The sequence below is a fragment of the Microbulbifer okhotskensis genome, from assembly GCF_023895975.1.
GTDB lineage: Bacteria > Pseudomonadota > Gammaproteobacteria > Pseudomonadales > Cellvibrionaceae > Microbulbifer > Microbulbifer okhotskensis.
In genome coordinates, this window is the sequence record NZ_JALBWM010000019.1 from 12,128 (window position 1) to 38,259 (window position 26,132).

At 54.7% G+C, this 26,132-nt stretch carries 22 protein-coding genes; 18 read left to right on the forward strand and 4 right to left on the reverse strand.

The window, feature by feature from the left end; translation table 11 throughout:
- The first annotated feature begins 140 nt into the window (after window positions 1–140).
- The 17 genes from MO867_RS06655 to MO867_RS06735 all read left to right on the forward strand — a co-directional run bounded on the left by MO867_RS06655 (window position 141) and on the right by MO867_RS06735 (window position 21,318).
- On the forward strand, window positions 141–1,136 hold the full coding sequence (locus tag MO867_RS06655) for an Asd/ArgC dimerization domain-containing protein (RefSeq protein ID WP_252465482.1): 996 nt from the start codon (window positions 141–143) through the stop codon (window positions 1,134–1,136).
- Window positions 1,137–1,333: 197 nt separating this feature from the next.
- Window positions 1,334–4,720, forward strand: a complete 3,387-nt coding sequence (locus MO867_RS06660; protein WP_252465483.1) for a motility hub landmark protein FimV — start codon at window positions 1,334–1,336, stop codon at window positions 4,718–4,720.
- A gap of 131 nt (window positions 4,721–4,851) precedes the next feature.
- Window positions 4,852–5,745 (forward strand): tRNA pseudouridine(38-40) synthase TruA, encoded by an 894-nt coding sequence (gene truA, locus MO867_RS06665; protein ID WP_252465484.1) that lies wholly within the window; start codon window positions 4,852–4,854, stop codon window positions 5,743–5,745.
- Window positions 5,746–5,860: 115 nt separating this feature from the next.
- On the forward strand, window positions 5,861–6,472 hold the full coding sequence (locus MO867_RS06670) for a phosphoribosylanthranilate isomerase (RefSeq protein WP_252465485.1): 612 nt from the start codon (window positions 5,861–5,863) through the stop codon (window positions 6,470–6,472).
- A 323-nt stretch (window positions 6,473–6,795) separates the two neighbouring features.
- Entirely contained in the window at window positions 6,796–8,019 is a 1,224-nt protein-coding gene (gene trpB, locus MO867_RS06675) for a tryptophan synthase subunit beta (RefSeq protein WP_252465486.1), read from the forward strand.
- 93 nt (window positions 8,020–8,112) lie between these two features.
- Window positions 8,113–8,922, forward strand: a complete 810-nt coding sequence (gene trpA, locus MO867_RS06680; protein WP_252465487.1) for a tryptophan synthase subunit alpha — start codon at window positions 8,113–8,115, stop codon at window positions 8,920–8,922.
- A gap of 171 nt (window positions 8,923–9,093) precedes the next feature.
- Window positions 9,094–9,948, forward strand: coding sequence for an acetyl-CoA carboxylase, carboxyltransferase subunit beta (gene accD / locus MO867_RS06685; protein WP_252465488.1), 855 nt, complete (start codon window positions 9,094–9,096; stop codon window positions 9,946–9,948).
- An 80-nt stretch (window positions 9,949–10,028) separates the two neighbouring features.
- Window positions 10,029–11,303 carry a bifunctional tetrahydrofolate synthase/dihydrofolate synthase gene (gene folC, locus MO867_RS06690; protein ID WP_252465489.1) on the forward strand — a complete coding sequence of 425 codons (1,275 nt, stop codon included), beginning with the start codon at window positions 10,029–10,031 and terminating at the stop codon, window positions 11,301–11,303.
- On the forward strand, window positions 11,284–11,928 hold the full coding sequence (locus tag MO867_RS06695; RefSeq protein WP_252465490.1) for an SPOR domain-containing protein: 645 nt from the start codon (window positions 11,284–11,286) through the stop codon (window positions 11,926–11,928). The genes folC and MO867_RS06695 overlap by 20 nt, the downstream gene beginning before the upstream one ends.
- Window positions 11,929–12,170: 242 nt before the next feature.
- Window positions 12,171–12,665 (forward strand): CvpA family protein, encoded by a 495-nt coding sequence (locus MO867_RS06700; protein ID WP_252465491.1) that lies wholly within the window; start codon window positions 12,171–12,173, stop codon window positions 12,663–12,665.
- Between the two features lie 45 nt (window positions 12,666–12,710).
- On the forward strand, window positions 12,711–14,198 hold the full coding sequence (gene purF, locus MO867_RS06705) for an amidophosphoribosyltransferase (RefSeq protein ID WP_252465492.1): 1,488 nt from the start codon (window positions 12,711–12,713) through the stop codon (window positions 14,196–14,198).
- A gap of 202 nt (window positions 14,199–14,400) precedes the next feature.
- Window positions 14,401–15,582, forward strand: coding sequence for an O-succinylhomoserine sulfhydrylase (locus MO867_RS06710; protein ID WP_252465493.1), 1,182 nt, complete (start codon window positions 14,401–14,403; stop codon window positions 15,580–15,582).
- A gap of 191 nt (window positions 15,583–15,773) precedes the next feature.
- Window positions 15,774–16,685, forward strand: coding sequence for an AAA family ATPase (locus MO867_RS06715; protein ID WP_252465543.1), 912 nt, complete (start codon window positions 15,774–15,776; stop codon window positions 16,683–16,685).
- A gap of 4 nt (window positions 16,686–16,689) precedes the next feature.
- The gene (locus MO867_RS06720; protein ID WP_252465495.1) at window positions 16,690–17,679 is read left to right on the forward strand and encodes a DUF58 domain-containing protein; all 990 of its coding nucleotides are present in this window, start codon (window positions 16,690–16,692) and stop codon (window positions 17,677–17,679) included.
- Window positions 17,679–19,700 (forward strand): transglutaminase TgpA family protein, encoded by a 2,022-nt coding sequence (locus tag MO867_RS06725; RefSeq protein ID WP_252465497.1) that lies wholly within the window; start codon window positions 17,679–17,681, stop codon window positions 19,698–19,700. Before MO867_RS06720 ends, MO867_RS06725 begins: the two co-directional genes overlap by 1 nt.
- 51 nt (window positions 19,701–19,751) lie before the next feature.
- Window positions 19,752–20,948 (forward strand): MFS transporter, encoded by a 1,197-nt coding sequence (locus tag MO867_RS06730; RefSeq protein ID WP_252465499.1) that lies wholly within the window; start codon window positions 19,752–19,754, stop codon window positions 20,946–20,948.
- Between the two features lie 76 nt (window positions 20,949–21,024).
- Complete coding sequence (locus MO867_RS06735) at window positions 21,025–21,318, forward strand: DUF3175 domain-containing protein (RefSeq protein WP_252465501.1); 294 nt, start codon at window positions 21,025–21,027, stop codon at window positions 21,316–21,318.
- A 21-nt stretch (window positions 21,319–21,339) separates the two neighbouring features.
- Here the strand turns inward: MO867_RS06735 and sppA are convergent, their stop codons facing one another.
- The 4 genes from sppA to arsC form a co-directional block, all read right to left on the reverse strand.
- On the reverse strand, window positions 21,340–23,205 hold the full coding sequence (gene sppA / locus MO867_RS06740) for a signal peptide peptidase SppA (protein WP_252465503.1): 1,866 nt from the start codon (window positions 23,203–23,205) through the stop codon (window positions 21,340–21,342).
- A gap of 85 nt (window positions 23,206–23,290) precedes the next feature.
- Complete coding sequence (locus tag MO867_RS06745; protein WP_252465504.1) at window positions 23,291–23,638, reverse strand: DUF2069 domain-containing protein; 348 nt, start codon at window positions 23,636–23,638, stop codon at window positions 23,291–23,293.
- A gap of 10 nt (window positions 23,639–23,648) precedes the next feature.
- Entirely contained in the window at window positions 23,649–24,269 is a 621-nt protein-coding gene (wrbA, locus tag MO867_RS06750) for an NAD(P)H:quinone oxidoreductase (RefSeq protein WP_252465506.1), read from the reverse strand.
- Window positions 24,269–24,613 (reverse strand): arsenate reductase (glutaredoxin), encoded by a 345-nt coding sequence (gene arsC, locus MO867_RS06755; RefSeq protein ID WP_252465508.1) that lies wholly within the window; start codon window positions 24,611–24,613, stop codon window positions 24,269–24,271. Before arsC ends, wrbA begins: the two co-directional genes overlap by 1 nt.
- 131 nt (window positions 24,614–24,744) lie before the next feature.
- Between arsC and MO867_RS06760 the strand changes: the two genes are divergently transcribed.
- Window positions 24,745–26,124: a YihY family inner membrane protein gene (locus MO867_RS06760; RefSeq protein WP_252465510.1), complete on the forward strand. Its 1,380-nt coding sequence runs from the start codon at window positions 24,745–24,747 to the stop codon at window positions 26,122–26,124.
- Window positions 26,125–26,132 lie beyond the last annotated feature (8 nt).

Here is a 26,132-nt window from a genome sequence, read left to right on the forward strand (position 1 = left end):
TAGTGGAGGACTTTTTGTCAAGCTGTGAACCCCTTCGCGTAAAAAGTGGCTACTGTTTGTCATAGCGCCTTTTTCGAATTTTCCCCACGGGTATAATCGCCCCTCATTTTTTCCTTTCCAATTCAACGAAGTGAATAGCCATGTCCGAAGCCACCCGCGAACTGGTCATCGTCGGTGTCGATAACGCCGCCTTTGGTCCCTTGCTAGAAGTACTCGAAGAGCGTGAAATAATTTCCGCTGAGCAGCTGAGTTTGCTGGAGACTGACGAGCGTGAGGTAGATCCAAAAGTTTTTGCGAATCGAAATATTCCCGTGCAGTCCCTGGAAAAATTTGCCTTCAACGACAGGCAAGTTGTGATTCTGCTCGGTAGCGGCGAAGCCGTTGAAACCGCCATGGGGGCAGCTGAAAAGAGCGGCGCCTGGATCTTGGATGCCGCGAATAACACTCGCGGTGACGAGAGTGCGGTACTGGTTCATCCCATGTTTAACAGTGGTGATCTCGCTAGTGCTGAGCGCCGGGTAGTCGCACTGCCCAGTGCGGGTGCGGCGATGGTGGCCGAAGCCCTGACACCCCTAAAGGATAAGTTACAGGCAGTAGAGGTTCAGCTCAACCAGCCGGTGTCTGCTTTGGGCAAAGCCGCGATCGATGCTATGGCGGCGCAAACGGCTCATATGTTTAGTGGCCAGGAAGCGGAAATCGATCCTGAGATTGGTCACCGTTTGGCGTTTAATCAACTGAGCGCCTGTGAAGCGATACTCGCCAGCGGCCACACGCTGAGCGAGCTGACTTTGGTTCACGACCTTCGCCGTTTGCTCGGTGACGCTGTTGCTGTCGATGCCACCATTAATACGGTTTCTGTTTTCCATGGACAGCTGGCCAATGTGAGTATCGGTTTAACTCAAGATGTCGATGTGAAAAAAGTACGCGCACTGTTATCCAATGGTGCAGGCCTCAAAATGGTAGAGAAACCTTCAGCGGAAAATGCTTTGGGCCGTGACGTAACACTCATCGGCCGTTTGCGCCAAAGTCTACTCAGTAAGCGGCAGTTAAACTTGTGTGCGGTGTCTGACAATCTACGTAAAGACGTAGCGATAAACTGTGCACAAATTGCTCACTTGTTGCTAAAAAACTACTGATATTTAATACTTAGCGGCCATAGTGAAGGTGTAATCTTAACTTTGGCCAGGCTGAGAGTGGCGAGGTATTCGTCATAATTGGCGGCTGCCTACACGGCGGCCAAATAGTCGAACGATTACCGTTCAGTAATAGGGATTTTCTGAAGGCGCGCTTTTCGGAAGCCCTGGGAAGGTTCTAACAATAAAGGGAATCGGATATGCGTGTGCGTAAGTTGGCACTAGCAGTTGGTCTAGTCGGTGCACTGGGAAGCAACGCGGCTCTGGCGCTTGGACTAGGTGAGATCAAGCTCAACTCGACCCTTAATCAGCCTCTCGATGCGGAAATCGGACTGCTGCAAACCCGCGGTCTGGACGGCGCTGAGATCAAAGTTCGCCTCGCGGGACCGCAAGAGTTTGACCGCGCCGGGGTGGAGCGCTCTTATTTATTGGCTTCATTAAGCTTTGACGTGGACTACTCGGGCAGCAATCCGGTTATTCGCATTTCCAGCCGCGAGCCGATCCGTGAGCCCTTTTTAAACTTCCTCGTTGAGACTCGTTGGCCCAGCGGTCGCCTCCTGCGTGAATACACGCTGCTGATGGACCTGCCAGCGTTTTCGCCCAATGTGGCACAGCAACCTGTGCGCGCTGCCGAACGCGAGCGCCAGCAGGTGCGTCGCAATACGCCCGTCCAGCAACCGGCTCAGCCCGTTGTTCCGGCTAGCAGGCCGGTTCCGACGAAACCGGTTGCAGAGAAAAACGCGGTTGAGACTGTCGAGCCCGCGCGCCCACAGCCCCGTTACACGGCTACAGATAGTGCAGAGACCAGCAGCCAGGTATACGGCCCGGTTGGTTCCTCCGATACACTGTGGGAAATTGCTCTGCAGAATCGCGCCAATCGCGACTTCTCAGTACAGCAGACCATGTTGGCTATTCAGCGCCTCAATCCCGAAGCGTTTATCAACAACAATATTAACTTGCTGAAGAAAGGCGCCGTCCTGCGTCTTCCCAGCAACGAAGATCTGCGCTCTCTGACCATGACAGAGGCCATCTCTGAGGTGGCACAGCAGAATGATTCCTGGCGCCAGAGTCCCGACGATGAAGTGGCGACGGGAGCCCCGCTCGATGCCCGTGCGATTGAGGACGAGCCTGCTGTCAGCGAAACGCTTGAAGGCCGGGTTAGCTTGGCGGCCCCCGGTGACAATGAGTCGCTCACTTCAGGCTCGGGTATCGGAAGTGAAGAGGGTGAGGCGCTGGAAGGCGATCTTATCGTGGCCGAAGAAGAGTTGGACAAGTCCAAACTCGAAAATACCGAACTGCGCGAGCGTATTGCTGAGCTCGACGAGCAAATCGACACCATGGAAACACTGGTCGAAGTTTCCAGTGAAGAAATGAGTGCGGTTCAGGCGGTAGCACGGCAAGCCAACTCGCAGCTCGACCCCATCGAGGTGGACGAGTTAGCAGCGGAACCCTCTCTGGATGATAGTCTTGTTGTAGGTGGCGACGAAGAACTGGACGGTCTGGGCGATAACGAAATCGACATAGAAGAGGCCGAGACTCCCGCAGCGACAGTGGAGTCCCGCAACCGAGTGGTGTCTGTCCAAACCAAACCTAAGCTGACGCTTATGGAGCAACTGGGCAACAATACGCAGCTGATTGGTATAGGTGCTGCCGGGCTGCTGGCTGGTGTATTCGGATTTTTCACCTGGCGCCGTCGCAAAGCTGCGCAAGAAGCTGAACAACAGCTTGAGCAGCAGATGGTTGCTGAGCAGGCGCCGCTGGATTTCCTCGAGGAAATAGCTGAGCCTGACGAAACTCTCGCCGCTGTAGAGAGCATGGAGGCGGACGATACCTTCGATTTGGGTGATCTCAGCGATGTGGGTACCGATGATCCGATATCTGAAGCGGAAATCCACCTGTCTCTCGGTCAGTATGAAGAAGCTGAAAGCAAGCTGCTTCAAGGCCTGGAGCGGGACCCTCAGGTGGTCGATGCGCGCCTGATGCTGATGGAGGTTTATGCCCACAATCAGGACGTCGAGAAATTTGACGATCACTACCGTCAGTTGCTCAGTATCAGTGATGGTCCCGTGGCCGATCGCGCAGCGCGCCTGCGTGAAACGCTTGCCGGGGCGCCGGAGTTCGAAGCGCCGTCGATGGGGTTCTCCAATGAATCCCTCGAAGCAGCGCAGCTCCACGATATCGGCTCAACCCTGGACGACGATTTCACCAGCGCTGAGCCGGCCCTTGAGAACTTCGACGATGTGCCGGAGGTAGATACCTCCCTGCTTGATGATCTCACCATGGACCTGTCCCTCGATGATGAGGAAACCTCATCCCTGGGCAATAGTGAATCAGAGTTGTCTCTGGACCTGGATCTCGATAGCAGTTTCAACGAACCACTGCAATCTGCACAGCAGGAAGCGTCTCTGGATACAGAGTTCAATCTGGATGACCTGGATCTCGATAGTGCGCTTGATGGTGGTGATGAAGCTACTGCCGAGGAGCAGCAGCCGGAAATTGGCAATGACCTAAATCTTGATGATCTGGATTTGGGTGAGTTGGACCTGGGGGATTTGGGTGCAAACAACCAGGGGTCAGTCCTGGTGGAAGATGATTTGGAGTGGGATCTTTCTGCTGATAAGGACGACAGTGCCGAGGCGCCGATCGAGTTTGATGCCTCTGAGCTGGATCTCGCCTCCCTCGATCTTGACGCAGAAATGGCCGACAGTAACAGCGTTGCCAGCGAAGCCCAGCCTGAGAAAAAAATATCGACCAGTGGCGGGTCCATCGCCGGATTGGATTTCGAGCTGGACCTTTCCATGATGGAGGAGAGCAAGCCAGAGCCTGAGGAAGAGTCCCTCGCAGAGTTGGATTCTGCCTTGGAGTTGGAGTCAATTGATAGCGACCCGATTGCGGAAACCCCTTCGACTGGAGGAGACGCGGTTGAGTTTCTGGAGACCTCTGAAGAGTTGTCACTGGATGATTTCTCTGAGGGCGACCTCGATATGATTGGCGGCGACTTGGGTTCTGATCTGGATCTCGATGGCATTGACTTGGATGATATTGCTGCCGACCTGACTGTTGATGAAGAAATTTCCGCAGCGGTAGAGCCGGCGCAGGCTAGCGAGTCTGCTGAAGACTTGCCTCTGGATACCGATTTGGAGCTGGATTTTGCTTCTCTCGATGCCACTGGAAAAGAGCTGGTGGAAGATGGCAGTTTGGCGTTCAATGCCGACAGCATCGAAGAGGAGTTTTCCCTGGAAGATGAGCTGGCTTTGATTGATGAGTCTACCGAAGGAGAGCTGACCCTTGAGCAAGAGCCTGCAATGGAGAGTGAGCTCGAAACGGTGGAGCAGGTTGAAGCAATTGTCGAAAAGCCGGCAGATTCCGACTTTGGCGATCTCGACTTTAATTTAGCGAGCGACCTCAATTCAGAGTTGAGCCTGCTGGAAGGTGGTGACGAGATGGCGACCAAGCTGGAATTGGCCCAAGCTTACATGGACATGGGCGACGAAGAAGGTGCCAAGGATATCCTTAAAGAGGTGGCGCAAGACGGAGGCGGGGAGCACAAGGGTCGCGCCGAGGAGATGCTGGAGGGGATGGTGTAACCGTCGACGTACCCCGGTTCAAAAAAACCTCGCACTAGTTGCGAGGTTTTTTTATTTTGTCGGGCTTTACTCGGCAGTTTCCGGGTAGCCCGCGAAGTTGAGCTGTGTGGAAGTAAGTGGTTTTTGGTGATATGACTCAGGAAAAGCAACGCGAATATACTTACAAAGCCAATGGCGAAGTCCCCGATGGTGAATCGCTACCAGAGGGGCTGCACCGTATCGCTGTGGGCGTTGAATACTGCGGAGCCAAGTTGCACGGCTTCCAAAAGCAAAAAACCGCATCGGAAACGGTGCAGGCCCATCTGGAGAAAGCCCTGTCCGCGATTGCTGCAGAGCCCATCACTCTGGTGTGCGCCGGTCGCACTGATGCAGGGGTTCATGCCACCAATCAGGTAATCCACTTCGATACTCGCGCTCAGCGACCGGATCGGGCCTGGGTGCAGGGGGTAAATACCAAGCTGCCAGACGCGGTTAGGGTGTGTTGGGCCCGCGAGATGCCGGCACAGTTCCATGCGCGCTTTTCCGCCCATGCACGGAGTTATCGTTACCTGATTCACCGTGCAGATACCCGTTCGGCCCACAGCATGGCGGAAGTTACCTGGACCCAGCACCCGCTGGATTTGGACGCCATGCGTAAAGGTGCCAGTTACCTGATAGGTCGCCACGACTTCACCAGTTACCGCGCTTCCCAGTGCCAAGCCAAAAATCCGGTGCGAGAAATTACCCGCCTGGATATCGCCCGTGTGGGTCAGCTGTTGGTGTTGGAGATCAGTGCCAACGCTTTCCTGCATCACATGGTGCGCAATATCACCGGGGTTTTGATGGCGGTAGGGCGTGCTGAGCGCACACCGGAGTGGGTGAAAGAGATACTGGATCGGCGCGATCGCTCCGCCGGTGGCGTCACGGCACCGCCCTTTGGGCTCTATCTGGTGGATGTGCAGTATCCAGAGTCATTCTCGCTTCCTCTGCGTCAACCGGGGCCATTGCTGGTGGCACAGCCTTTGGGACAGCTGACCACTCGTTGATAGCTGCGCAGGTTTTGCGCTCAGGCTGGGGGCGCGTTTCGCGTCTCTTGCCGATCTGCTAGTATCCTTGGTTCCCTCTTTTTAGTTGGCCGACCGGCTAAACCCAGGTTAAGCGATGCAAGTAAAAATTTGCGGTATCACCCGTATAGACGATGCTCTGATAGCGGTAGATGCCGGTGCGGATGCACTGGGTTTAGTGTTTTATAAGCCGAGTCCGCGTTATATAGATTCTGGAACAGCCGCAGTTATCACTGCGGCTGTTCCTCCATTTGTCACTATGACAGGCTTATTCGTCGATGCCGCTCAGGGAGATGTGGACGCTGTGCTAGAGGCGGTGCCTCTTAATCTGTTGCAATTTCACGGTGACGAAAGCGCTCGCTATTGCGAACAGTTCAGGCGCCCCTATATCAAAGCATTGAGAATGAAAGACGGTATTGATGTACGCGCAGAAATGGCCAAACACCCCAGGGCGCGTGGCTTCCTGCTAGACGCGTACTGCCCCGGAGTTCCCGGAGGCACTGGAGAGATCTTTGACTGGGATAGAGTACCGCAAGATAGCGGCCGCCCGATCGTTCTCGCTGGTGGTTTAAATCCTGATAATGTGGCGATGGCAATCGCCGCAGCTCATCCTCAGGGGGTAGATGTCAGCGGTGGTGTGGAACAGGTGCCCGGCCGCAAAGAACGACAAAAAGTTACCGCTTTTCTTCGTGCGGCTAAAAGTAGTTGACTTGCGCAGAGATCGATAAAAGACACAGGGAAGTGCCGCCCGCCGGCTTTGTCGGCGCGAGCGGGGAAATATCAGCAGATCCATGTATCTGCGCCAGTATTTCCAGGTGACGTTTGAAGTGTTCAGGGCGAGTTATTACTACGCAGGAAAGAGCGGCACAGGGAAGTGCCGCCCGCCGGCTTTGCCGGCGCGAGCCTGGAAATATCAGCAGATTCACGTATCTGCGCCAGTATTTCCAGGTGACGTTTGAAGTGTTCAGGACGAACTCTTCAAACGTTAATAGATAGCTAAATAGTTAAAGAACCCCATGTGACCCACGGAGTATGAGTGTGAGTAAGCCAGGTGCTATTGATTTTTCCACCTTTCCGGATGCAAGCGGGCATTTTGGTCCTTACGGCGGTCGCTTTGTATCGGAGACACTGATCAGCGCATTGGATGAACTGCAGGCAATGTATATGAGCCTGAAAGATGATCCGGATTTTGTCGCTGCCTTTGATCACGATCTGGCGCATTACGTCGGTAGACCATCACCGCTGTACCTTGCTGAGCGACTGACTGAACAGGCGGGTGGCGCACGTATCTGGCTCAAGCGAGAAGATCTCAATCACACGGGTGCGCACAAGGTAAACAATACGGTGGGACAGGCGTTACTGGCCAAGCAGAGTGGTAAAACCCGTGTGATTGCAGAAACAGGTGCCGGACAGCACGGTGTCGCTACCGCTACCGTGGCGGCGCGTCTTGGATTGTCGTGTACCGTATATATGGGCGCTGCAGATGTGAAGCGCCAATCCCCCAATGTCTACCGTATGAAGTTACTGGGCGCTGAGGTGGTGCCGGTAGAGTCCGGTTCCAAGACCCTCAAGGACGCCATGAATGAAGCGATGCGTGATTGGGTCACCAACGTAGACAATACCTTCTATATCATTGGCACCGTTGCCGGTCCTCACCCTTATCCGCAGTTGGTGCGGGACTTCAATTCAATTATTGGCCGTGAGGCGCGGCGCCAGAGTTTGGAGCGGTTCGGCCAGTTACCAGATGCGCTGGTGGCCTGTGTCGGTGGCGGTTCCAATGCCATCGGTCTGTTCCACCCCTTCCTAAATGATACCCAAGTGAAAATGTTTGGTGTCGAGGCGGGCGGTAAGGGCTTGGCTTCGGGCAAGCATGCGGCGCCGTTGAATGATGGCATTCCCGGTGTTTTACATGGCAATCGCACCTACCTGATGGAAGATGACGATGGACAGATCATCGAGACCCACTCGGTTTCTGCCGGGCTCGATTATCCGGGAGTAGGCCCTGAGCACGCCTGGTTAAAAGATATTGGTCGTGTGGAATATGTCACTGCAGACGATGATGAGGCCCTTGATGCTTTCCGTCGCCTCACCCGAACCGAGGGTATTTTGCCAGCGCTGGAATCCAGCCATGCGGTGGCCTACGCGCTAAAACTGGCTGGCTCCATGAGCCCGGAGCAGAATATTGTGGTGAATCTTTCTGGTCGTGGAGACAAGGATATATTCACCGTTGCCGCCATCGACGGTATCGAGGTATAGCCAAAGTCATTGCCCGCCCTTGCGGCGGGTTCTATGGGCAGACACCAATAAATTGAGCTGGCTTTTAGCCAGGAGTAGCTCAGGGAATACACTGTGACAGACCAAAATAGAATTGACCGCCGCTTTGCCAAGTTGCGCGGCGAAGGCCGCAAAGCTCTGGTGACTTATATCGTTGCTGGAGACGGCGGCTTGCAAAACACTGTGCCGCTAATGCACAAACTGGTAGCCAGCGGAGCAGACGTGATCGAGCTGGGGGTGCCGTTTTCCGATCCCATGGCGGAGGGGCCGGTTATTCAGCGCGGGCATGAGCGCGCCCTTGCCGGGGGCGCATCGTTGCGCAAATGCCTCGCGCTGGTGGATGAGTTTCGTCAGAATGATAAGGATACCCCGGTCATTCTGATGGGGTATGCGAATCCGATTCAGAGAATGGGAGAGCAGGTATTTGCAGAGGCCGCAGCAGAGGCCGGTGTCGATGGTGCCTTAACTGTAGATTTGCCCGCAGAAGAGGCGGGGGCCCTGAATAGCTTTATGGCCGAGCGCAATCTACGCAATATTTTTCTGCTTACTCCCACAACGACTGAAGAGCGAATTGGTGAAATTACCACGCTCGCCAGCGGTTTCGTTTATTACGTCTCCTTGAAAGGTGTCACCGGTGCCGGGCACCTTGACCTGGAGTCGGTACGAGATAACTTGGAGCATATCCGCCAATTTACCGATTTGCCCCTCTGTGTGGGTTTCGGTATCAAGGACGGCAGTTCGGCTCGCTCGGTGAGCGCCAATGGCGATGGCGCAGTAGTGGGCAGTGTGCTGGTTTCTGCAGTGGGTGACGCCGTTGATGCCAGTGCCGCCGAAGAGAGGGTTGGTGAGATTGTTAGTGAGATGCGCCAGGCGCTCGATCAGTAGTTACGGGTGTACCATCGGTGCTCAGTGAAATAAGCAACTGGCCAAAAAGCCAAAAGTAGCGGCTGATCTGGCTGGGCTTGTAAAGAAGCTTAGTGCTTTAATTCGTAGCCTGAACCCCTCTGGTCGGTAAAATGTGCCGGCCTATTGAATGCATCCGGATTTGGAAACGAGATGAGCTGGTTAGAAAAAATTGTTCCCTCAGTAATACGTACAGAACGTCGTACTGGCAACAGCAAAGTTCCCGAAGGCGTGTGGAAGAAGTGCGTCAAATGTGATGCGATGCTTTACCGCCCGGAACTGGAGCGCAACCTGGATGTATGCCCCAAGTGCGATCACCATATACGTATTGGTGCGCGTCGGCGGTTGGATATTTTCCTCGATGAAGAAGGCCGTGAAGAGCTAGCTACCGATGTGTTACCGGTGGACCGGCTAAAGTTCAAGGACGTCAAAAAATACAAAGATCGCCTGGTGCAGGCGCAGAAATCTACTGGCGAAAAGGATGCCCTGATTGCCATGCAGGGTCGCCTGAACGGGGCTCCTTTGGTTGCGGTGGCATTTGAGTTCGCTTTCCACGGTGGTTCCATGGGCTATGTAGTCGGTGAGCGCTTTACCCGCGCAGCCCAGCGCGCCCTGGAGCAGCGTATCCCGCTAGTGTGTTTTTCCGCCACCGGTGGTGCCCGGATGCAGGAGGCTCTGATCTCCCTGATGCAGATGGCTAAGACCTCGGCGGTATTGGAAAAACTGAAGATGGCCGGTGTGCCCTACATCTCCATTATGACCGACCCGGTTTATGGCGGTGTTTCCGCCTCTCTGGCCCTGCTTGGTGATATCAATGCGGCAGAGCCGGGTGCTCGCGCTGGATTTGCCGGCCCCAATATTATTGAGCAGACTATTCGCCAGAAATTGCCAAAGGGCTTCCAGCGCAGTGAGTTCCTGCTGGAGCACGGTGCGATTGACATGATTATCCCGCGCAGGGATATGCGTTCCACAGTCTCCCGTCTACTGGGTAAACTGAGCGGCAACTGATTTTCTATTCTCTAGGGACAATGCTGCGGTCAGCCGAATATAGCGCCTGACCGCAGCCCCTATCATTGATGTATTCAATTATGTCTTCACTACGAGATTGGCTCTCCCGCCTGGAGCAGCTGCATCCTACCGAAATTGAGCTGGGTCTAGAGCGCGTCGCTTCAGTCGCCGGGGCGCTGGGTGTTCAGAAACCGGCACCGACCGTGATTACCGTAGCTGGAACCAATGGCAAAGGTTCCTGTGTGGCTGCGATGGAGGCTCTGCTTTGTCGAGGCGGGCGTTCGGTAGGTGCTTATAGCTCGCCGCACCTGCTGCGTTTTAATGAGCGAGTGCGTATCAATGGGGTAGAGGTGTCCGATGGGGATCTAGTGCTCGCCTTTGAGGCGATAGCTGCTGCTCGGGGAGGTATCAGTCTAACCTATTTCGAATACACCACGCTGGCGGCACTTTGGCTGTACCTGCGGGCTGGTGTTGAGTTTGTGCTGCTGGAGGTGGGGCTTGGGGGCCGCTTGGATGCGGTCAACCTGGTGGATGCGGACCTGGCTATTATTACCAGCATTGCTATTGATCACGAGGACTGGCTCGGCAGCGACCGGGAAGTAATCGGACGTGAAAAGGCGGGTATTTTGCGCGCGGGGGTACCTTTTATCTGCGCCGAGAGTGATCCCCCGCAATCTGTGTGTTCGGCGGGGGAAAAACTGGCCAGTTCCAGCTACTTTATTGGACGGGATTTCTCTCTGTCTGTAGAGGGCAGTGGCGATGAAATTTACCGCTTTGCTGAACAGACACTGCTGATACCCGAGGTCAGTTTGCCGCGGCCAAGTATTGCTGCCGCAATCACGGCACTGGCCTTGCTCAGGGCGCTTCCACAGGACGGAGTTGAAACAGTCCTGACCCAGATAGCCTTACCGGGGCGCTGCCAGCAGGTGCAGTGGCAGGGTTGTCATCTGCTGTTGGATGTCGGTCACAATCCGGCAGCAGCTCAGCATTTGGCCAGTTGGCTCAGCGACAACCCGGTTAGTGGGGCAACACACGCTCTGGTGGCGGTTATGGCGGATAAGGATTTGGTGGGTCTATTTGCACCGCTGAGGGAGGTTGTGGACGTTTGGCACCCCGCTCTGCTACCCGGTAACAGCCGCGCTGCTGGGGCTGGAGCCTTAGCTGCAGGGTTGTCCGGGGCCGGTGTCGAGGTAACGAATGTGGATGACCGTTGTCCAAATGTCGCGGATGGTTTACAACAGCTACTGCCGACCATGGGTTCACAGGATAGGTTGCTTGTATTTGGTTCCTTCTTTACTGTGGCCGAAGTTCTGCAGCAGATGCGAGATGAGGGTAATGGAGAATTGCGAGGGTAAGCCCTCCCGTAAAGGGCGATTGAACGACGGTTTTAAGCAACGCATCGTAGGGGCGCTGGTACTGGCTGCGCTTGCGGTCATTTTTCTACCCAGTCTGCTGGATCGCGAGGCTTCGGGCAGCATCAGCGAGACCAGCCAGATTCCGGCAGAGCCAGATATTCGACCGATTGAAATCGCCGAACCGCAGCCGGTTGCCAATGTGGCGCCTGCGCCTGTGCCGGGGGATGCCTTTCAGCCGGACCTGCCCGGCGAGTTTTCCAATCCTAAGGCGCCGAATGGAGAGGAGACTAAAGATATCGAGGTTTCCGTCTCCAGCGTCAAGCCCGCAGAGCAGCAGCTGGCACCTAAAAAAGATTCCTCTCCTCTGGTCGATGCCTACGGATTACCGGTGGCCTGGGTGGTGCAGGTGGCTTCTTACCGCGACGAGTCCAATGCCGATAAGCTCCGCAATCGTCTGATGGATGAGGGTTATAGGGCTTATACCCGGGCAGTGGAAACTGGCAAGGGGCGTCTGGTGCGTGTATTGGTCGGCCCAAAGGTGAACAAAGCCGATGCTCAACAGCTAAAAAGGGAATTGGATATTCTACTGAAAGCACAGACCCTTGTGCTTCAGTTCAAAGCCTGACGGGCCTGGATGGTTTTGAGTGGCCAGTATTTCGTTTCCCACGGGCTGCTGGCACCCCAGTTGTATACCCTCTCTTTGAGCTTTTATTCGATACAAACTCATTGTCTGGTGGTCAACCGTCCAAGAAAAAGGGCAGTCCAAATAATAAATTCCAATCGGTTGGCCTATGACTTCACGCGCTTAGTCCCTTCAGTTAGAATGCGCGCTCTTCGCGGCAGCAGCCGCCACGCAGGTAGGGTTGAATGAATTGGGCTGACTGGATCATTCTGGCTATCGTGGGCATTTCCACGCTTCTCGGCCTTAGTCGAGGTTTCATCAAGGAAACCCTGTCTCTGCTTACCTGGATCGCCGCTTTTATTGTCGCCATGATGTTTCGCGACCAGTTGGCGCCAATGCTCTCCAATCTCGTCGACACGCCCTCCCTTCAGATGATTGCAGCCTTTGCCATCCTGTTTCTCGGTACCCTGCTTGCAGGCGCCGGTATCAATATGGTGCTCTCTGCGTTCGTTGAAGCGACGGGACTTTCGGGTACCGACAGAGTGTTGGGTATGGTGTTTGGCCTGGCGCGCGGGGCCATTGTGGTGATGGCGCTACTGATTCTGGCTCCGGCATTAGTGCCGGTTGAGCAGGATGGTTGGTGGAATCAGTCAGTGCTGATTCCACACTTCCTCGAATTCGAGGACAGTGCTCGGGAGCTGGCCAGGTCCGTTAAGGAATTTTTTGTAAAGTTGTTTTAAACAGGGCGCCAAAAGCGCTCTTCTTGAGTCAATAGGGTCAAATATATGTGTGGTATCGTCGGTATCGTCGGTAAGAGTGACGTTAATCTGCAGCTCTATGATGGGCTCACTCTTTTACAGCACAGGGGACAGGATGCCGCAGGTATCGTCACCTGTGACGATGATCGCCTGAACCAGCAAAAAGCCACAGGCCTGGTTCGCGACGTGTTCCGCGCGCGCCACATGGAGCGCCTGAAGGGTAACTTTGGTATCGGTCATGTGCGCTACCCCACTGCCGGTAGCTCAGGTCCCGCCTTGGCTCAGCCTTTCTATGTGAATTCTCCCTATGGCATCGCCATGGCTCACAACGGTAACCTCACCAATGTGCACGAGGTCGTCGATGAGATTTTCCAGCAAGATCTGCGTCATATTAATACGGATTCCGACTCTGAAGTGCTGCTGAATGTGTTCGCTCACGAATTGCACAAGCTGCACAAGTTACAGCCCAAGGCGGAAGATATCTTCACTGCTATGCGTGCTGTACACAAGCGTGTACGCGGTGCTTACGCCTGCGTAGCCCTGATCGTCGGTTATGGAATTGTTGCTTTTCGCGACCCAAATGGTATCCGCCCACTGGTCTATGGTAAGCGCGAAACTGAAAAGGGCACTGAATATATGGTGGCCTCTGAGTCGGTAGCGCTGGATGTACTGGGTTATACCCTGGTACGCGATGTGGCGCCAGGCGAGGCAATCTACGTCGAGCTGGACGGTACTGTGCACTCTGAGCAGTGTTCAGAAAACCCGTCGCTCACGCCCTGTATTTTCGAGCACGTATATTTTGCCCGCCCGGACTCTATTATGGATGGGGTGTCTGTACACAAGGCGCGCCTGCGCCAGGGTGAGCATCTGGCCGATAAGGTCCTGAGTATGCGCCCGGATCACGATATCGATGTGGTGATCCCGATCCCCGACTCCGCGCGAACTGCCGGCCAAACAGTGGCTCACCGGTTGGGAGTGAAATTCCGGGAAGGCATGGTGAAGAACCGCTATATCGGTCGTACCTTTATCATGCCGGGGCAAAAACAACGCAAAAAATCGGTTCGCCAAAAGCTCAATGCGATTGAGTTGGAATTTCGCGGCAAGAATGTACTGCTGGTGGACGATTCCATTGTCCGTGGCACCACTTGCAAGCAGATTATTCAGATGGCCCGCGATGCCGGTGCCGCCAAGGTGTATTTCGCCAGTGCCGCACCCGCCGTGAAGTATCCCAACGTGTACGGTATCGATATGCCGTCCGCCAATGAGCTGGTAGCCCATGGCCGCACCACGGAAGAAGTCTGTAAAGAGATCGGCGCAGACTGGTTGGTTTACCAGGAGCTGGAGGATCTTGTGGTCAGCTCCAGTGGCGGTAAGCAAAAAATTGATCGCTTTGATTGCTCTGTATTCGACGGCAATTACGTTACCGGTGATGTTGACGATGAATACCTCAACGATCTGCACGCTGAGCGTAACGATGCAGCGAAGCGTAAAAAGGCGGATGTCAGCGCGCTCTAAGGGGTTGTGCGTTAAGACCTTGCGCAGTTTTCCCAAACCGAACACCCCTGTTCGGTTTGGGCGGCTGGCAAAAGTTACTTTTCAGTAGCCGCTGAAAAGTAAAAAAGCGTAAGTGTCCTTTTCTCAGGGCAGAAGAGGGCGCCAGCTAAAGCCGTTTCGGTTAAGATTACCGCTTCCAAGGATACTGACCAGGAAGCGGTATATGTTTGAAGACGACGGTTACGCTCTGGAAACTCTGGCGGTGCGCGCCGGCCAGGTCCGTTCTGCGGAGGGGGAACACTCCGAGGCTCTCTACTTCACCTCCAGTTACGTTTTCCCTTCTGCTGCGGAAGCCGCCGCACGCTTTTCCGGCGAGAGTTCCGGCAACGTCTATTCCCGTTATACCAATCCTACCGTACGGATGTTTGAAGAGCGTATCGCCGCTCTTGAGGGCGGTGAAGCAGCGGTGGCCACCGCCAGCGGCATGGCTGCAATTCTCAGTATTTGTATGGCGCTATTGAAAAGTGGTGATCATGTCATTTGTTCCCGCAGCGTTTTTGGTACCACCACGGCGCTGTTTGGCCGCTATATGGAAAAATTCGGTGTTCGCGTAAGCTACGTGGATCTCACCGATATGGATGCCTGGAAACAGGCGGTGGACGGCGTTACCAAACTGTTATTTATGGAAACCCCCTCCAACCCTTTGTGCGAAGTGGCGGATATCCGCACCCTGGCAGAGATAGCCCACAGCGTCGGTGCCTTGTTGGTCGTCGACAACTGTTTTTGCACCCCGGCACTACAGCGACCCTTGTCCCTTGACGCGGATATTGTGGTTCACTCCGCTACCAAGTTTCTCGATGGCCAGGGCCGTGCCTTGGGTGGCGTGGCTGTGGGACGCAAGGATGTTATGAATGAATTGGTGGTATTTCTGCGTACCGCCGGGCCCAGTATGAGTCCGTTTAATGCCTGGGTTTTTCTCAAGGGTTTAGAGACACTGAAATTGCGCATGCAGGCGCACTGCACCAATGCGCTCGACCTGGCTTGGTGGCTGGACGAGCAGATGACCGTGGAGAAGGTGAATTACACCGGGCTTCCCAAACACCCCCAGCATCGTTTGGCGCGTGAGCAGCAAGATGCCTTTGGTGCCGTGCTTAGTTTCACCGTGCGCGGTGGCCGCGAGCAGGCTTGGAAGGTAATTGATAACTGTAAGATCCTGTCCTGCACCGCCAATCTGGGGGATGCTAAAAGTACCATCGTGCATCCGGCCACCACCACTCATAGTCGCCTGAGCGATGATGACAAGGCTCGTGCCGGAATTAGCGAGAACCTGATTCGCATCTCTGTGGGATTGGAAAATGTTGAAGACCTTAAACGTGACTTGATGCGCGGACTATCCCAATTGTAAGCGCCGGGATTTGCCTGAAGGTTACCGGGGCATGATCTCTGCTACCTATGATTATTAGCGGGCAGCAGAAAATGCCCGGTTGAATCACTCCCTGCTAGAGGCTGACATTGTCACTTGCTTCTGCGGGAAAGCGAGTGACTATTCAGAGCTGCGCGTGCGGCTTGAAAAAATTAAGCAGTAATGGATTTACCGTGCAAAAAATAGTTTCCGCCATCGTTTCCGATATCGGCAGTGTTCTGTTGGGCAAAGAGCGCCAGGTGAAGCTGTCCCTGGCTTGTCTCTTGTCAAAGGGGCACTTGTTGATTGAGGACCTGCCCGGTATGGGCAAGACCACATTGGCGCACGCCCTTGCCCAGGTGTTGGGGCTCTCTTACAAAAGGGTGCAATTCACCAGTGATATGCTGCCCGCAGATATTCTGGGTGTTTCCATATTTGACCGGGAATCGAGTCAATTTCATTTTCATGAGGGGCCGGTTTTCAGCCAAGTATTGTTGGCAGATGAAATCAATCGCTCCTCGCCGAAAACGCAGAGTGCGCTGTTGGAAGCTATGGAAGAGCGCCAGGTCAGTATTGATGGTGAGACGCGCGCACTGCCACAACCATTTTTTGTGATTGCCACCCAGAATCCACTGCAACAATCGGGCACTTTTGCGCTGCCGGAGTCCCAGTTGGATCGTTTCCTGATGCGTATCAGTTTGGGCTACCCCAGCCGCGAAGCGGAGCGGGCTTTATATCTGGGCGCGGATCCTCGCCAGCAGCTGGCGGTGTTAAAAGCCCGTATTAATGTTGCCACGCTAAGTAAAATGCAGAGCCTGGTGGGGCAGGTAAAGACTTCTGACAGTTTGTTGGACTACCTGGAAAGATTAGTACTGCAGACTCGCCAAAGCCCCGATTGTGCGGTGGGACTATCCCCGCGCGGCGCCTTGGCACTGCTGCGTGCGGCAAAGGCATGGACACTGATTCACAATCGCAGCCATGTGTTACCCGAGGATATCCAGGCAGTGTTCCCGGCTGTGGCGGGACACCGCTTGCAGAGGGATGGTAGTCATGGCGAACAGCTGGTGGAGCGTCTGTTGCGCCAGGTTGATGTCATCGCAGCCTGAGCCAATGAGTGTACCTCGGATTTCTGACAACAACGCTTCGCGCAATCTGTTTCGTGTACTGGGTGAGCGTTGGCTCAACCGCCGCGCGCCCCGCGCCCGTGCGATCACCCTCAATCATAGTCGTTTGTTTATCCTACCAACCCGGGCGGGGTTGGGCTTTTTACTGGTGATTGCACTTTTATGGCTGCTCGCGACCAACTATGAAAACAATCTGGTTTTTGCGCTAACTTTTTTGCTGGTGAGTATGTTTGCGGTGCTGCCAGTACACACCTTTGCCAACCTAAGTGGTCTGCGCCTGCAGTTGCTCGGCACCCGCAGCGCTTTTGCGGGCGATTTTGCGGAGGCCGAAATCAATGTCAGCCGAGAGGGAAAACGACAGAGGGAGTGGATTGAACTTAGCTGGCCGCGAGAGCAGGGCAGTCATGTTGATCTCTGCGAGCACAAAAGTGTGGATACTTGTATCTCATTGCCGGTGGTCCGGCGCGGGCGGGTGCAGGCGCCGCGATTGCGGGTTGAGAGCCGTTTCCCGCTGGGACTGTTTTGCTGTTGGAGCCGTATAGATCTGGATGTAGAGTTTCTGGTGTACCCGCGCCCTGTATCTGCAGGGCCACTTCCGCTTGGCGGAGCTACGGCCGAAGGTGATTTTGGCGAGGTACAACCGGGTGGCGATGATTATGCAGCTCTGAAACCCTATCAGGCGGGTGATTCGTTACGGCATATTGCCTGGAAGCAATATGCCGCTGGGCGTGATCTCTATAGCAAGGACTATGAACGTAAAACCGACAGACGTCTGTGGCTGGATTGGAATCTGCTCGATGGTCGGGATTCGGAAACGCGCCTGAGTAATCTCTGCCATTGGGTACTGGAGGCAGAGAAAGAGGGTATTGTCTACGGCTTGCGCCTCCCTGGGATATCTATCGGGCCATCGTTTGGTCCTGAGCATCAACAGCAAGTGCTGCAGGCCCTGGCACTGTACCCAGAGCGGGGGCGGTGATGGTCAGTAGCAAGGAACTATTGCCGCGCGAGAGTCTGTTGTGGATTTTTGCCGCCCAGTTTGTCGCCTTGTTGCCGCAGTTTACCCAACTGCCCCTTTGGGTAGCTTTTGCTTGGGCCTTTGCTGTCTATTGGCGTCTGGAGGTGTTTCGCGGCCGCAGGGATCTGCCTGGGCGCACCTTAAGGTTGGCGGTGATTGTTTTAACAATAACCGGACTGGCCTTGTCATATCGTCACTGGTTTGCACTGGAGCCGATGATCGCATTACTGGCGATCTCCTTCACGTTAAAAAACCTGGAACTGGTGAGCCGCCGCGATGCGTTTGTCAGCCTGCTATTGGCCTATTTTGTCTCGGCAACCCTGTTTGTACAGGAGCAGACCATTCCTTATGCACTCTACGGTTTGCTCTGTGTCTGGGTGATTACCGCAGCGCTGGCGGCGCAATTGGGCAGCTCTAGCGCACGTCCGCGCCGGGCTTTGGGAATATCGGTGCGGCTGTTAGCTCAGGCCACTCCATTGATGGTGTTGCTGTTTTTGGCTCTGCCGAGATTGGGGCCGCTGTGGTCGGTACCTCAGGATACTTCTGCCGGTCGTACCGGTGTCAGTGATTCGATGGCGCCGGGAGATTTTACCGAACTCTCTAAATCGACTAAGCCCACATTGCGAATTTCCTTTGATGGACCTATCCCACCGCCTGAACAGCGGTATTGGCGAGGGCTGGTCTATTCCGAATTTGATGGTCGCACATGGCGCCAAGGTTTCGGGGTGGATCCTCACAATGGGGGCCGCGTGTACTGGAAAACTGGTGAGCGCCTTCTGCCGCAGATGGGGCCACGCTACCGTTATCAGGTGATTCAGGAGGCAAGTCGCAGTCCCTGGCTGTTTGCCCTGGCGCAACCGGCTTCGGAAACTCAGGGCGTGGGAGAGACTGCGGATGATCGCTTGGTGAAGCGTACACCAGTGTACAGCCGGTTTGCCTATGAAGTGCGTTCCTGGCCTCGCGAAACCCTGCAGGCTCCTGTATCCCTGAGTAACGCGGAGCGGCGTCTGAACTTGCAACTGCCAAGTTTTGGCAATAACCGCACCCGCGAGTGGATGGCATCCCTGCGCAATCAGGGGCTCAGTGCTGAATCTGTTTCTACCCAGTTGCTGGCACACTTCAACAGTGCTTTTACCTATACCTTAAAGCCACCGGCACTCGGTGCGGACAGTGTCGATGAGTTCCTGTTCGCTAGCCAGCAAGGTTTTTGTGAACATTTTGCCGGCAGTTATGTCTTTGCTATGCGCGCTGCCGGTATACCGGCGAGGGTAGTGGCCGGTTATCAGGGGGGGGAGTGGGTCAGTGGAGAGGAGTATCTTCTGGTTCGCGAATACGATGCCCATGCCTGGGCGGAAATCTGGTTCGATGGTCGTGGTTGGCAACGGGTGGACCCCACCGCCGCTGTGGCGCCTGAGCGGGTGCGCAATGGTTTGGAAAGCGCCGCCGGGGAAGAGTTTCTGCAGGAATCCTTTTTTCCACTGCACCGTATCGGTGTCCTCAGCAAGTTGAGGTTGAAGTGGGATATGATTAACTACCGTTGGTACCAGACGGTAGTGAGCTTTGATGCAGACCGCCAGCAAAATTATTTGCGGCGACTTCTCGGTGAAGTTTCCCCGTTGCGAATGGCGCTTTTGTTTGCTGTACCAACACTGATAATTTTGCTTGGCATTGGCTTGTGGATTGCCCGCTCTGCCAATGGTCGCAAACTGCCTCCTGCTGAAAGGCTGTACCAGCGTTTTTGCCAACGCATGGCCCGCGTTGGAGTGAGGCGGCGCCCCGGTGAAGCACCACAGGATTACGCTCGACGTATTGCTTCGGAAAAGCCACAGCTGGCCGATTATGCCAATGCGGTCACCGCCGCTTTTGAACAGGCTGCCTATGGTGGTGATAGCAGTGCGCAGAAAACACTGCGCAAGTTATTGCGCTGGCATTTTTGGCTACGGCGCACAGCGACGGATAGTCGCGAGTTGGTAGGTCTTTAATCATTGAGTTACTTCGTTATTAGAATACCGACCCGGTTACAGAGATTCTTGTTGGGCTACAGCGGGACTTCTTTGGCCACCGGCCTGCAGGTAATTTTACTGCCCTGGATAGCACTGACGATTGTGGACTTGCCCGCTTTGCAGCTGGGCTGGATACAAGCCTCGGTGCTACTGCCAAACCTAGTATTCCTGTTATTTGGCGGGGCTCTGGCGGACCGGCGTGACCCGGCACGGGTATCCAGTATGGCCTGCTTTGGCCTTGCGCTTTGCCATAGCGCGTTGTTGATGTATTTCACCTTTCAAGTGCTAACGCTGCCGATTCTTATGCTCTATGGCATTTGTCTGGGGGTGTGCAGTGCTTTTCTTCAGCCCGCTCGAGACAATTTGGTACAGCGCAGCGCTCGCAATCGTCGGGGGCAGGCTTCTGAGCGCGGTGTGCAAAAAACGGTGACCTGGATGATGCTGGCACAGTACGGCGGCCAGGCAGTGGGGATGCTGCTGGCGAGCCGCTTTGATCAGTGGGGCCTGCAACACCTATTGGGGGTACAGGTGGGTGTTTTGCTCGCTGCGTCGATACTCCTTTTATCCCTGCGCCAATCCGGACCGCGCCAGCAGGAACTTGAGAAGTTGCCCCATACCCTGATTCTGGATGGGCTTAGCCAAGTGTGGAAACATCCGGTACTGCGGGAGCTGACAGCGTTGATGGCTTTTAACGGGTTTGTACATATCGGCGTTTTTCTGGTGGTTTTACCGCTGTTGGCTGAGGACTATGGCCGCGGTGCCGGTTATTACGCGACCCTGCAATTGGCGTTTGTGGCGGGTACGGTAATTGCTACGGTGACCATGTTGCGGCGCGGCCAGGGCCAGGAACCGGGTCGGGGTATCCTGATGTGCCTGCTCTACAGTGCGGCGCTGCTGATCGCTATTAGCCTGGGGCCGACCCAGCTGGGCCTGATACTGCTCTGCCTTTGTTGGGGCGCTGTCGCGGCTGCCTCTGCGGGTTTGGGGCGGGGTATCGTCCAATTGTTGGCACCGGCAGATTATCGCAGCCGTATTATTTCCATTTACCAGTTTGCCCTGTTCGGCTCTGCAGCTCTGGGCGCATTGGCTGCAGGGGTTTTGAGCCAGGTTGCAGCGCCTCTGACAACTCTGCTCTGGGCGGGGATCTTGAGTTTGTTGGCATTTGCCCTGGTTGCCTTTAGCGGAGCACTGCGGCGAGTCAGGATCTCTGATAGTGAAGCGCAATAACGGGTAGCTGCCAGTGACCAACTTCCCCTGAGCCACCTTATATTTTTCCAGGGTAGTGGTGTGGTGGAGGTGAGATTTGAATGCCGCGAAAAGTAGCAACGGGTCGCAAAGCGTCAGGCAGAAGAGTCATGCGCTCACTCTTAGGGCCGGGGTGTTCAACCAGGATGAGCCGAAAGCCATAGCGCGATCCTTGAAAGCTGCAGCCGATGCCAGCAAGCAGCGCAACTCAGACGCTTTTTGCTCTGCTATGTCGATGCTAACTTTTTACATCAATCGTGCCGGACAGCATTTGCCCGCCCGGAGGCGCAGAATCCTGCAAGCGGCCAAAGATGAGTTGCGCGGGCTCTATGGACGCCCGCGCCGGTATTAAACCAGCGCGGGGACCACTGTGTTAGGGGGCGAGGCAGGGCAGGCACCGTACGTAGAGTCCTCGTGGGTCGCGGTAGCTCTGTAATTCGGTGAGGGGCGCCAACACGGGCTGTACGCTGTTTAACCAGGCGCCTAGCGGCAAGTTTACTTCGAGGCTGGCGGCGATACGCGCATCCACATTATCACTCAAGGCTCGCAGGAAGCGCTCACCGGTGGTCAGTTCTCGCCGGATCTCAATTACATCGTACTCCTCAATCTCAGCAAGTTGTGCGGCATCAGCTATGGCATCGCTAAGGTTACCCAGATCATCGACCAACCCCAGGTTTTTAGCCGCGCGGCCGGTCCAAACCTGACCCTGGGCAATTTTATGGACTTCTTTCGGTGTACTTCCGCGGGCTTCGGCGACGATTCTGAGGAATCTGGCGTAAGTGTTGTCCACCCCTTGCTGCAGAATACTGGCGGCTGCTTCGGGCAGGGCGCGATCCAGACGCATGCTACCGGAGAGGTCGGTAGTACCAACACCATCGGTATAAATTCCCAGGGCTTCTAGGGAATCCTCAAAGGTAGGGAAGGCACCGAATACACCAATCGATCCGGTTAGGGTCGCCGGAGATGCCCAGATGCGATCGCCACCGGTGGCAATCCAGTAACCACCGGATGCAGCGATACTGCCCATGGAAATCACCACGGGGATGTCGGCTTCGCGGGTGGCGAGCAGTTCCTGTCGAATGGTCTCAGAGGCAAAGGCGGAGCCGCCACCGCTGTCGATACGCAGTACCAGGGCATCCACCTCTTTATCGCGGGCCTGGGCAATCAGTTTACTCAGGCTTTCACTGCCAATTTTACCGGCGGGAGCCTGGCCATCGACGATAGCGCCGCTGGCGGTGATTAGGGCAACTTTGTTAGGTTCTTTTTTTGCCGCCACTTCGCTGAGATTGTGGCTGCGCAGATAGGCAAGGGCATCGATGGCTTTGTAGTTGCGTTCATCGTTCTCGTCTTCGCCAATGGCCTTGCGTAACTCTTTGAGCGCTAGGTTGCGACTGGCGAGCTGGTCTACCAATTTATTTGAGAGCGCAGTCCGCGCCCAGTCACCTTCGTGCTGTTGCAGTTTCTCCGGTAACTCGTTGATAAACAGGTCGATACTGTCGGTGGGCAAATTGCGCAAACCGGTCACTTGTTCGGTGTATTCACTCCAAAGCTCGTGCAGCCAGCGCTGATTATTTTCGCGGGAGGCGGGAGACATATCATCGCGGGTGTAGGGCTCGATAAAATCCTTGTAATCTCCCACGCGGAATACATGGAAATTGACTTTGAGTTTTTTTAGCGCGCTCTTGTAGTAGTTACGGTAGACGCCAAAGCCTGTGAGCATCACCGAACCCATGGGGTTCAGATATACCTTGTCGGCGTGGCTGGCGAGAAAATACTGGGCTTGGGTGTAGTTGTCACCCACGGCGTAGATCGGTTTGTCCGCAGCCTTAAAACGTTGCAGAGCTGCGCCAACTTCATCCAGCTTACTGAGGCTCCCGCCGACCATATTGTCGAGCTCCAGTACCAGTGCGGAAATGCGCTTGTCTTTTGCCGCATTGTCGATGGCATCAACCAGATCTTTTACCCGCATTTCCATTGGCCCTTGAGTTCCGCCGAAGAAAATCGGCAGGCCGCTGGGCTGACTGAGCTCATCCACCAGGAATCCACTGGGTGCGACGCGCAGAGCGGCTCCCTGGGGAACGACCAACTGCTCGTCCTTGCCAAAGATGGCGATACCCAGGAACACCAGCAGTAAGAGGAATATCAGATTGGTAAATACTCGCCTCAGCCAGGTGATGGAGCCGCCAATGACGCCAAAAAAGCTGCGAAAAAATCCTTTCTCATCGAGTGAATCAGTCAAACCTCAAAACTCCTTAGTGCGCTGAGGGTTAAGCAAAGTCCGCGCACCTGTCGCGAAATCATTAGTGGTGCGGACACCGTGGGGGTTACTGCATACGATGCCATCGGCTGCTCATCATTGCAGAAAAGAATAGGATAAGGCTTAGGACCATCAGAACGCCATCCTGCCAACCGTGTGTAGGTAACATTACATCGACAATACTGGCGGTGATATACAGTAAAAGGATAAAACAGAGCCAGAGGTAGCTGCGGTAACGCTGCTCAATCAAGCCTGGCAATACCAGTAGCAGGGGAACGGTTTGCAGTAGCCAAAATGGAATTGAGCCCCCTTCCAGGAAGAGGTTCCTTGCTGCAAAAAGCAGCAGCAGGCCGATATAACAAAACCAGTTAATATTCAGCGCAATTTTTAGTTTGCGCTGTACAGAGTCGTTCACACTTTGTCCTCTAGTTGGCGGAAGTTTGCGTTTTTGCCAGGGTTTGGGCCAGTTTGCCGATCCGCTTTCCCAGTGCACGGCACAGGGAAATTTCATCGTCAGTGAGCGCAACGGTGTGGTCGCCAGCCCAATGGGAGGCGCCGTAGGGGGTGCCACCGCTACGGGTGCGCATCAAGGCCGCTTCAGAGTAGGGAATACCGGCGATCAACATGCCGTGGTGCAATAGTGGCAGCATCATCGAAACCAGCGTAGTTTCCTGGCCACCGTGCAGACTACCACTGGCAGTAAACACCGCTGCGGGTTTACCGGTGAGGCTGCCATCGAGCCACAGATCGCTGGTTTGGTCGAGAAAATAGCGCAGGGGGGAGGCCATATTGCCAAAGCGTGTGGGACTGCCGAGTAGCAGGCCGGAGCAGTTGCGCAGGTCTTCAATCGTACAATAGGGCGCGCCCTCTGAGGGGACGGGCGGTAGATTCGCTTCGGTATCCGGTGATACGCCGGGCACAGTGCGCAGGCGAGCGCTGATTCCAGCGGCCTCTACGCCACGGGCCAATTCCGCAGCCATACGTGCGGTGGAGCCACTGCGGCTGTAATAGAGGATGAGGACATATCCTTCGCTGTCCCGATCCATCAAATCAGCTCCAGTGCGTTTTCAGGTGGGCGGCCAATCACTGCTTTGTCGCCTTTTACTACGATTGGGCGTTGGATCAAAATCGGATATTGAACCATCGCATCAATCAGTTGTGCTGCCAGTAAGTCCCTATCTTTCAGGTGTAACTGTTTGTAGGGTTCTTCGCCAGTACGCAATAGCTGCCGCGCATCGATGCCAAGTTTACACAGCAGTTGCTGGATTTCATTTGCGGAAGGGTGTTTTTCCAAATAGAGAACCACTTCCGGTTCGATACCGTTTTCCTGCAGTAGCTGCAGGGTTTGGCGGGATTTTGAGCAGCGTGGGTTGTGGTAAATCGTCCACATTGTGGCGGCATCCTGTTACTGTTTGGCGTATTCTAACCGAAGAATGTTGCGAAATTCTAAGTTGTTTCGGGCGGTAATATCGCAGCCTGGGGAGATTTTGCACACACAGAGAGATCACAATGGGAAGCACCATGAAGGATTGGGTGAACCACTGGCTGCGCTTTGCGACGTCCTTGTGGAAACTGTTCAATGAGAAGGATTGCAGACAGCGCGCCGCTGCGCTCACTTATCTGACGCTGTTTGGCATAGTTCCCCTGGTGACAGTCAGTTATGCCATGTTGTCACTGTTTCCCGATTTCGCTGGGTTGCAAAGCAAGTTTCAGGACCAGTTATTTTCCCATTTTTTACCCCAAAGCGGGCGTGAGGTGCAGAAATATATCAGCAGTTTTTCCGAACAGGCACAGCGCTTGACCGGTGTTGGTATCGCCATGCTGATCATTACCTCCGGCTTGACCCTGCGGGGTATTGAGGGGACCTTTAACTCCATTTGGGACGTGTCACGAGGGCGCAGTGGAGTGTCCAGCTTCCTTTTGTATTGGGCTATCTTGAGTCTCGGTCCCATTTTATTGGGGGCGGGGCTTGCCACCAGTACTTATGTTTTTTCGCAAAAGCTATTCCTGGGGGGCGCGGACTCTTTTGAAGTGACGTCAGTGTTCCTCAGAGTCCTGCCGTTTATTTTCAGTACCATTGTCTTTACGCTGTTGTTTATTGCCGTGCCCAACTGTTACGTGCCACTCCGTCACGGGATAGAAGGGGGGATTATTATCTCGATCGCGTTCGAGGTCATGAAGTACCTGTTTGGTTTATTGGTTGCGCGCAGCTCTGTCCAAGCTATCTACGGTGCGTTTGCGGTTGTGCCGTTATTTCTACTTTGGATTTATTTAATGTGGATACTGGTACTCGCGGGCTGTGTTCTGGTTCGGACTCTGTCGGTTTATCAGGCTGCTACTCAAGAGCGGGAGCATTCAGACCTGGTGGCTGTGCTGATTGTTCTCTGGCATATGTATAAGAAATGTAGCTTGGGCAGGTCGTTGCGGGAGCGGGATATCTCGCTGATAGGTATCAAGTTTGCTCAGTGGAGGAGGTTGCGAAAAATCCTTCAGAAGCACCGCGTTATTACCCAAACAGACCGTAATGAGTATGTATTGCTGAGAGATTTGAACACCATACCTCTGGTTGAAATGGCCGCTTGGCTAAGTGCTGAGTGGATGCCCAGTGGTATACCGATAGACCTTGAAGGACTGCCTTGGTACACCGAAGTGGAGCAGCGTTTTACCAGTGCAAGGGAGAGTGCCAGGGAGCAACTGGGTATTACGGTTGGTGAACTCTTCCAGGCAGCGCGACAAAATGACAATGACGGCGGGCCTCTGGGGTTGGGTCATGATGGGAGTGAGAAGGATGAAGTCAGTGAAGATAAGAATGAAACTGCTGGAGAAAATCAAAAAGAAAGGCGTGAAGATTCCAGCGGCGGTCTTTCTTTTGTTGGTATGCGTAATAAGTGCCTGCGATAAAGGTCCTC

Coding starts and splice junctions, on each gene's coding strand:
- MO867_RS06710 (WP_252465493.1), top strand. CDS start 14,401: ATGTTTGAAGACGACGGTTACGCTCTGGAAACTCTGGCGGTGCGCGCC.
- truA (WP_252465484.1), top strand. CDS start 4,852: ATGACTCAGGAAAAGCAACGCGAATATACTTACAAAGCCAATGGCGAA.
- MO867_RS06700 (WP_252465491.1), top strand. CDS start 12,171: ATGAATTGGGCTGACTGGATCATTCTGGCTATCGTGGGCATTTCCACG.
- accD (WP_252465488.1), top strand. CDS start 9,094: ATGAGCTGGTTAGAAAAAATTGTTCCCTCAGTAATACGTACAGAACGT.
- MO867_RS06670 (WP_252465485.1), top strand. CDS start 5,861: ATGCAAGTAAAAATTTGCGGTATCACCCGTATAGACGATGCTCTGATA.
- MO867_RS06720 (WP_252465495.1), top strand. CDS start 16,690: ATGAGTGTACCTCGGATTTCTGACAACAACGCTTCGCGCAATCTGTTT.
- wrbA (WP_252465506.1), bottom strand. CDS start 24,269: ATGGATCGGGACAGCGAAGGATATGTCCTCATCCTCTATTACAGCCGC.
- MO867_RS06760 (WP_252465510.1), top strand. CDS start 24,745: ATGAAGGATTGGGTGAACCACTGGCTGCGCTTTGCGACGTCCTTGTGG.
- MO867_RS06660 (WP_252465483.1), top strand. CDS start 1,334: ATGCGTGTGCGTAAGTTGGCACTAGCAGTTGGTCTAGTCGGTGCACTG.
- MO867_RS06695 (WP_252465490.1), top strand. CDS start 11,284: ATGGAGAATTGCGAGGGTAAGCCCTCCCGTAAAGGGCGATTGAACGAC.
- MO867_RS06725 (WP_252465497.1), top strand. CDS start 17,679: ATGGTCAGTAGCAAGGAACTATTGCCGCGCGAGAGTCTGTTGTGGATT.
- trpB (WP_252465486.1), top strand. CDS start 6,796: ATGAGTGTGAGTAAGCCAGGTGCTATTGATTTTTCCACCTTTCCGGAT.
- arsC (WP_252465508.1), bottom strand. CDS start 24,613: ATGTGGACGATTTACCACAACCCACGCTGCTCAAAATCCCGCCAAACC.
- folC (WP_252465489.1), top strand. CDS start 10,029: ATGTCTTCACTACGAGATTGGCTCTCCCGCCTGGAGCAGCTGCATCCT.
- purF (WP_252465492.1), top strand. CDS start 12,711: ATGTGTGGTATCGTCGGTATCGTCGGTAAGAGTGACGTTAATCTGCAG.
- MO867_RS06655 (WP_252465482.1), top strand. CDS start 141: ATGTCCGAAGCCACCCGCGAACTGGTCATCGTCGGTGTCGATAACGCC.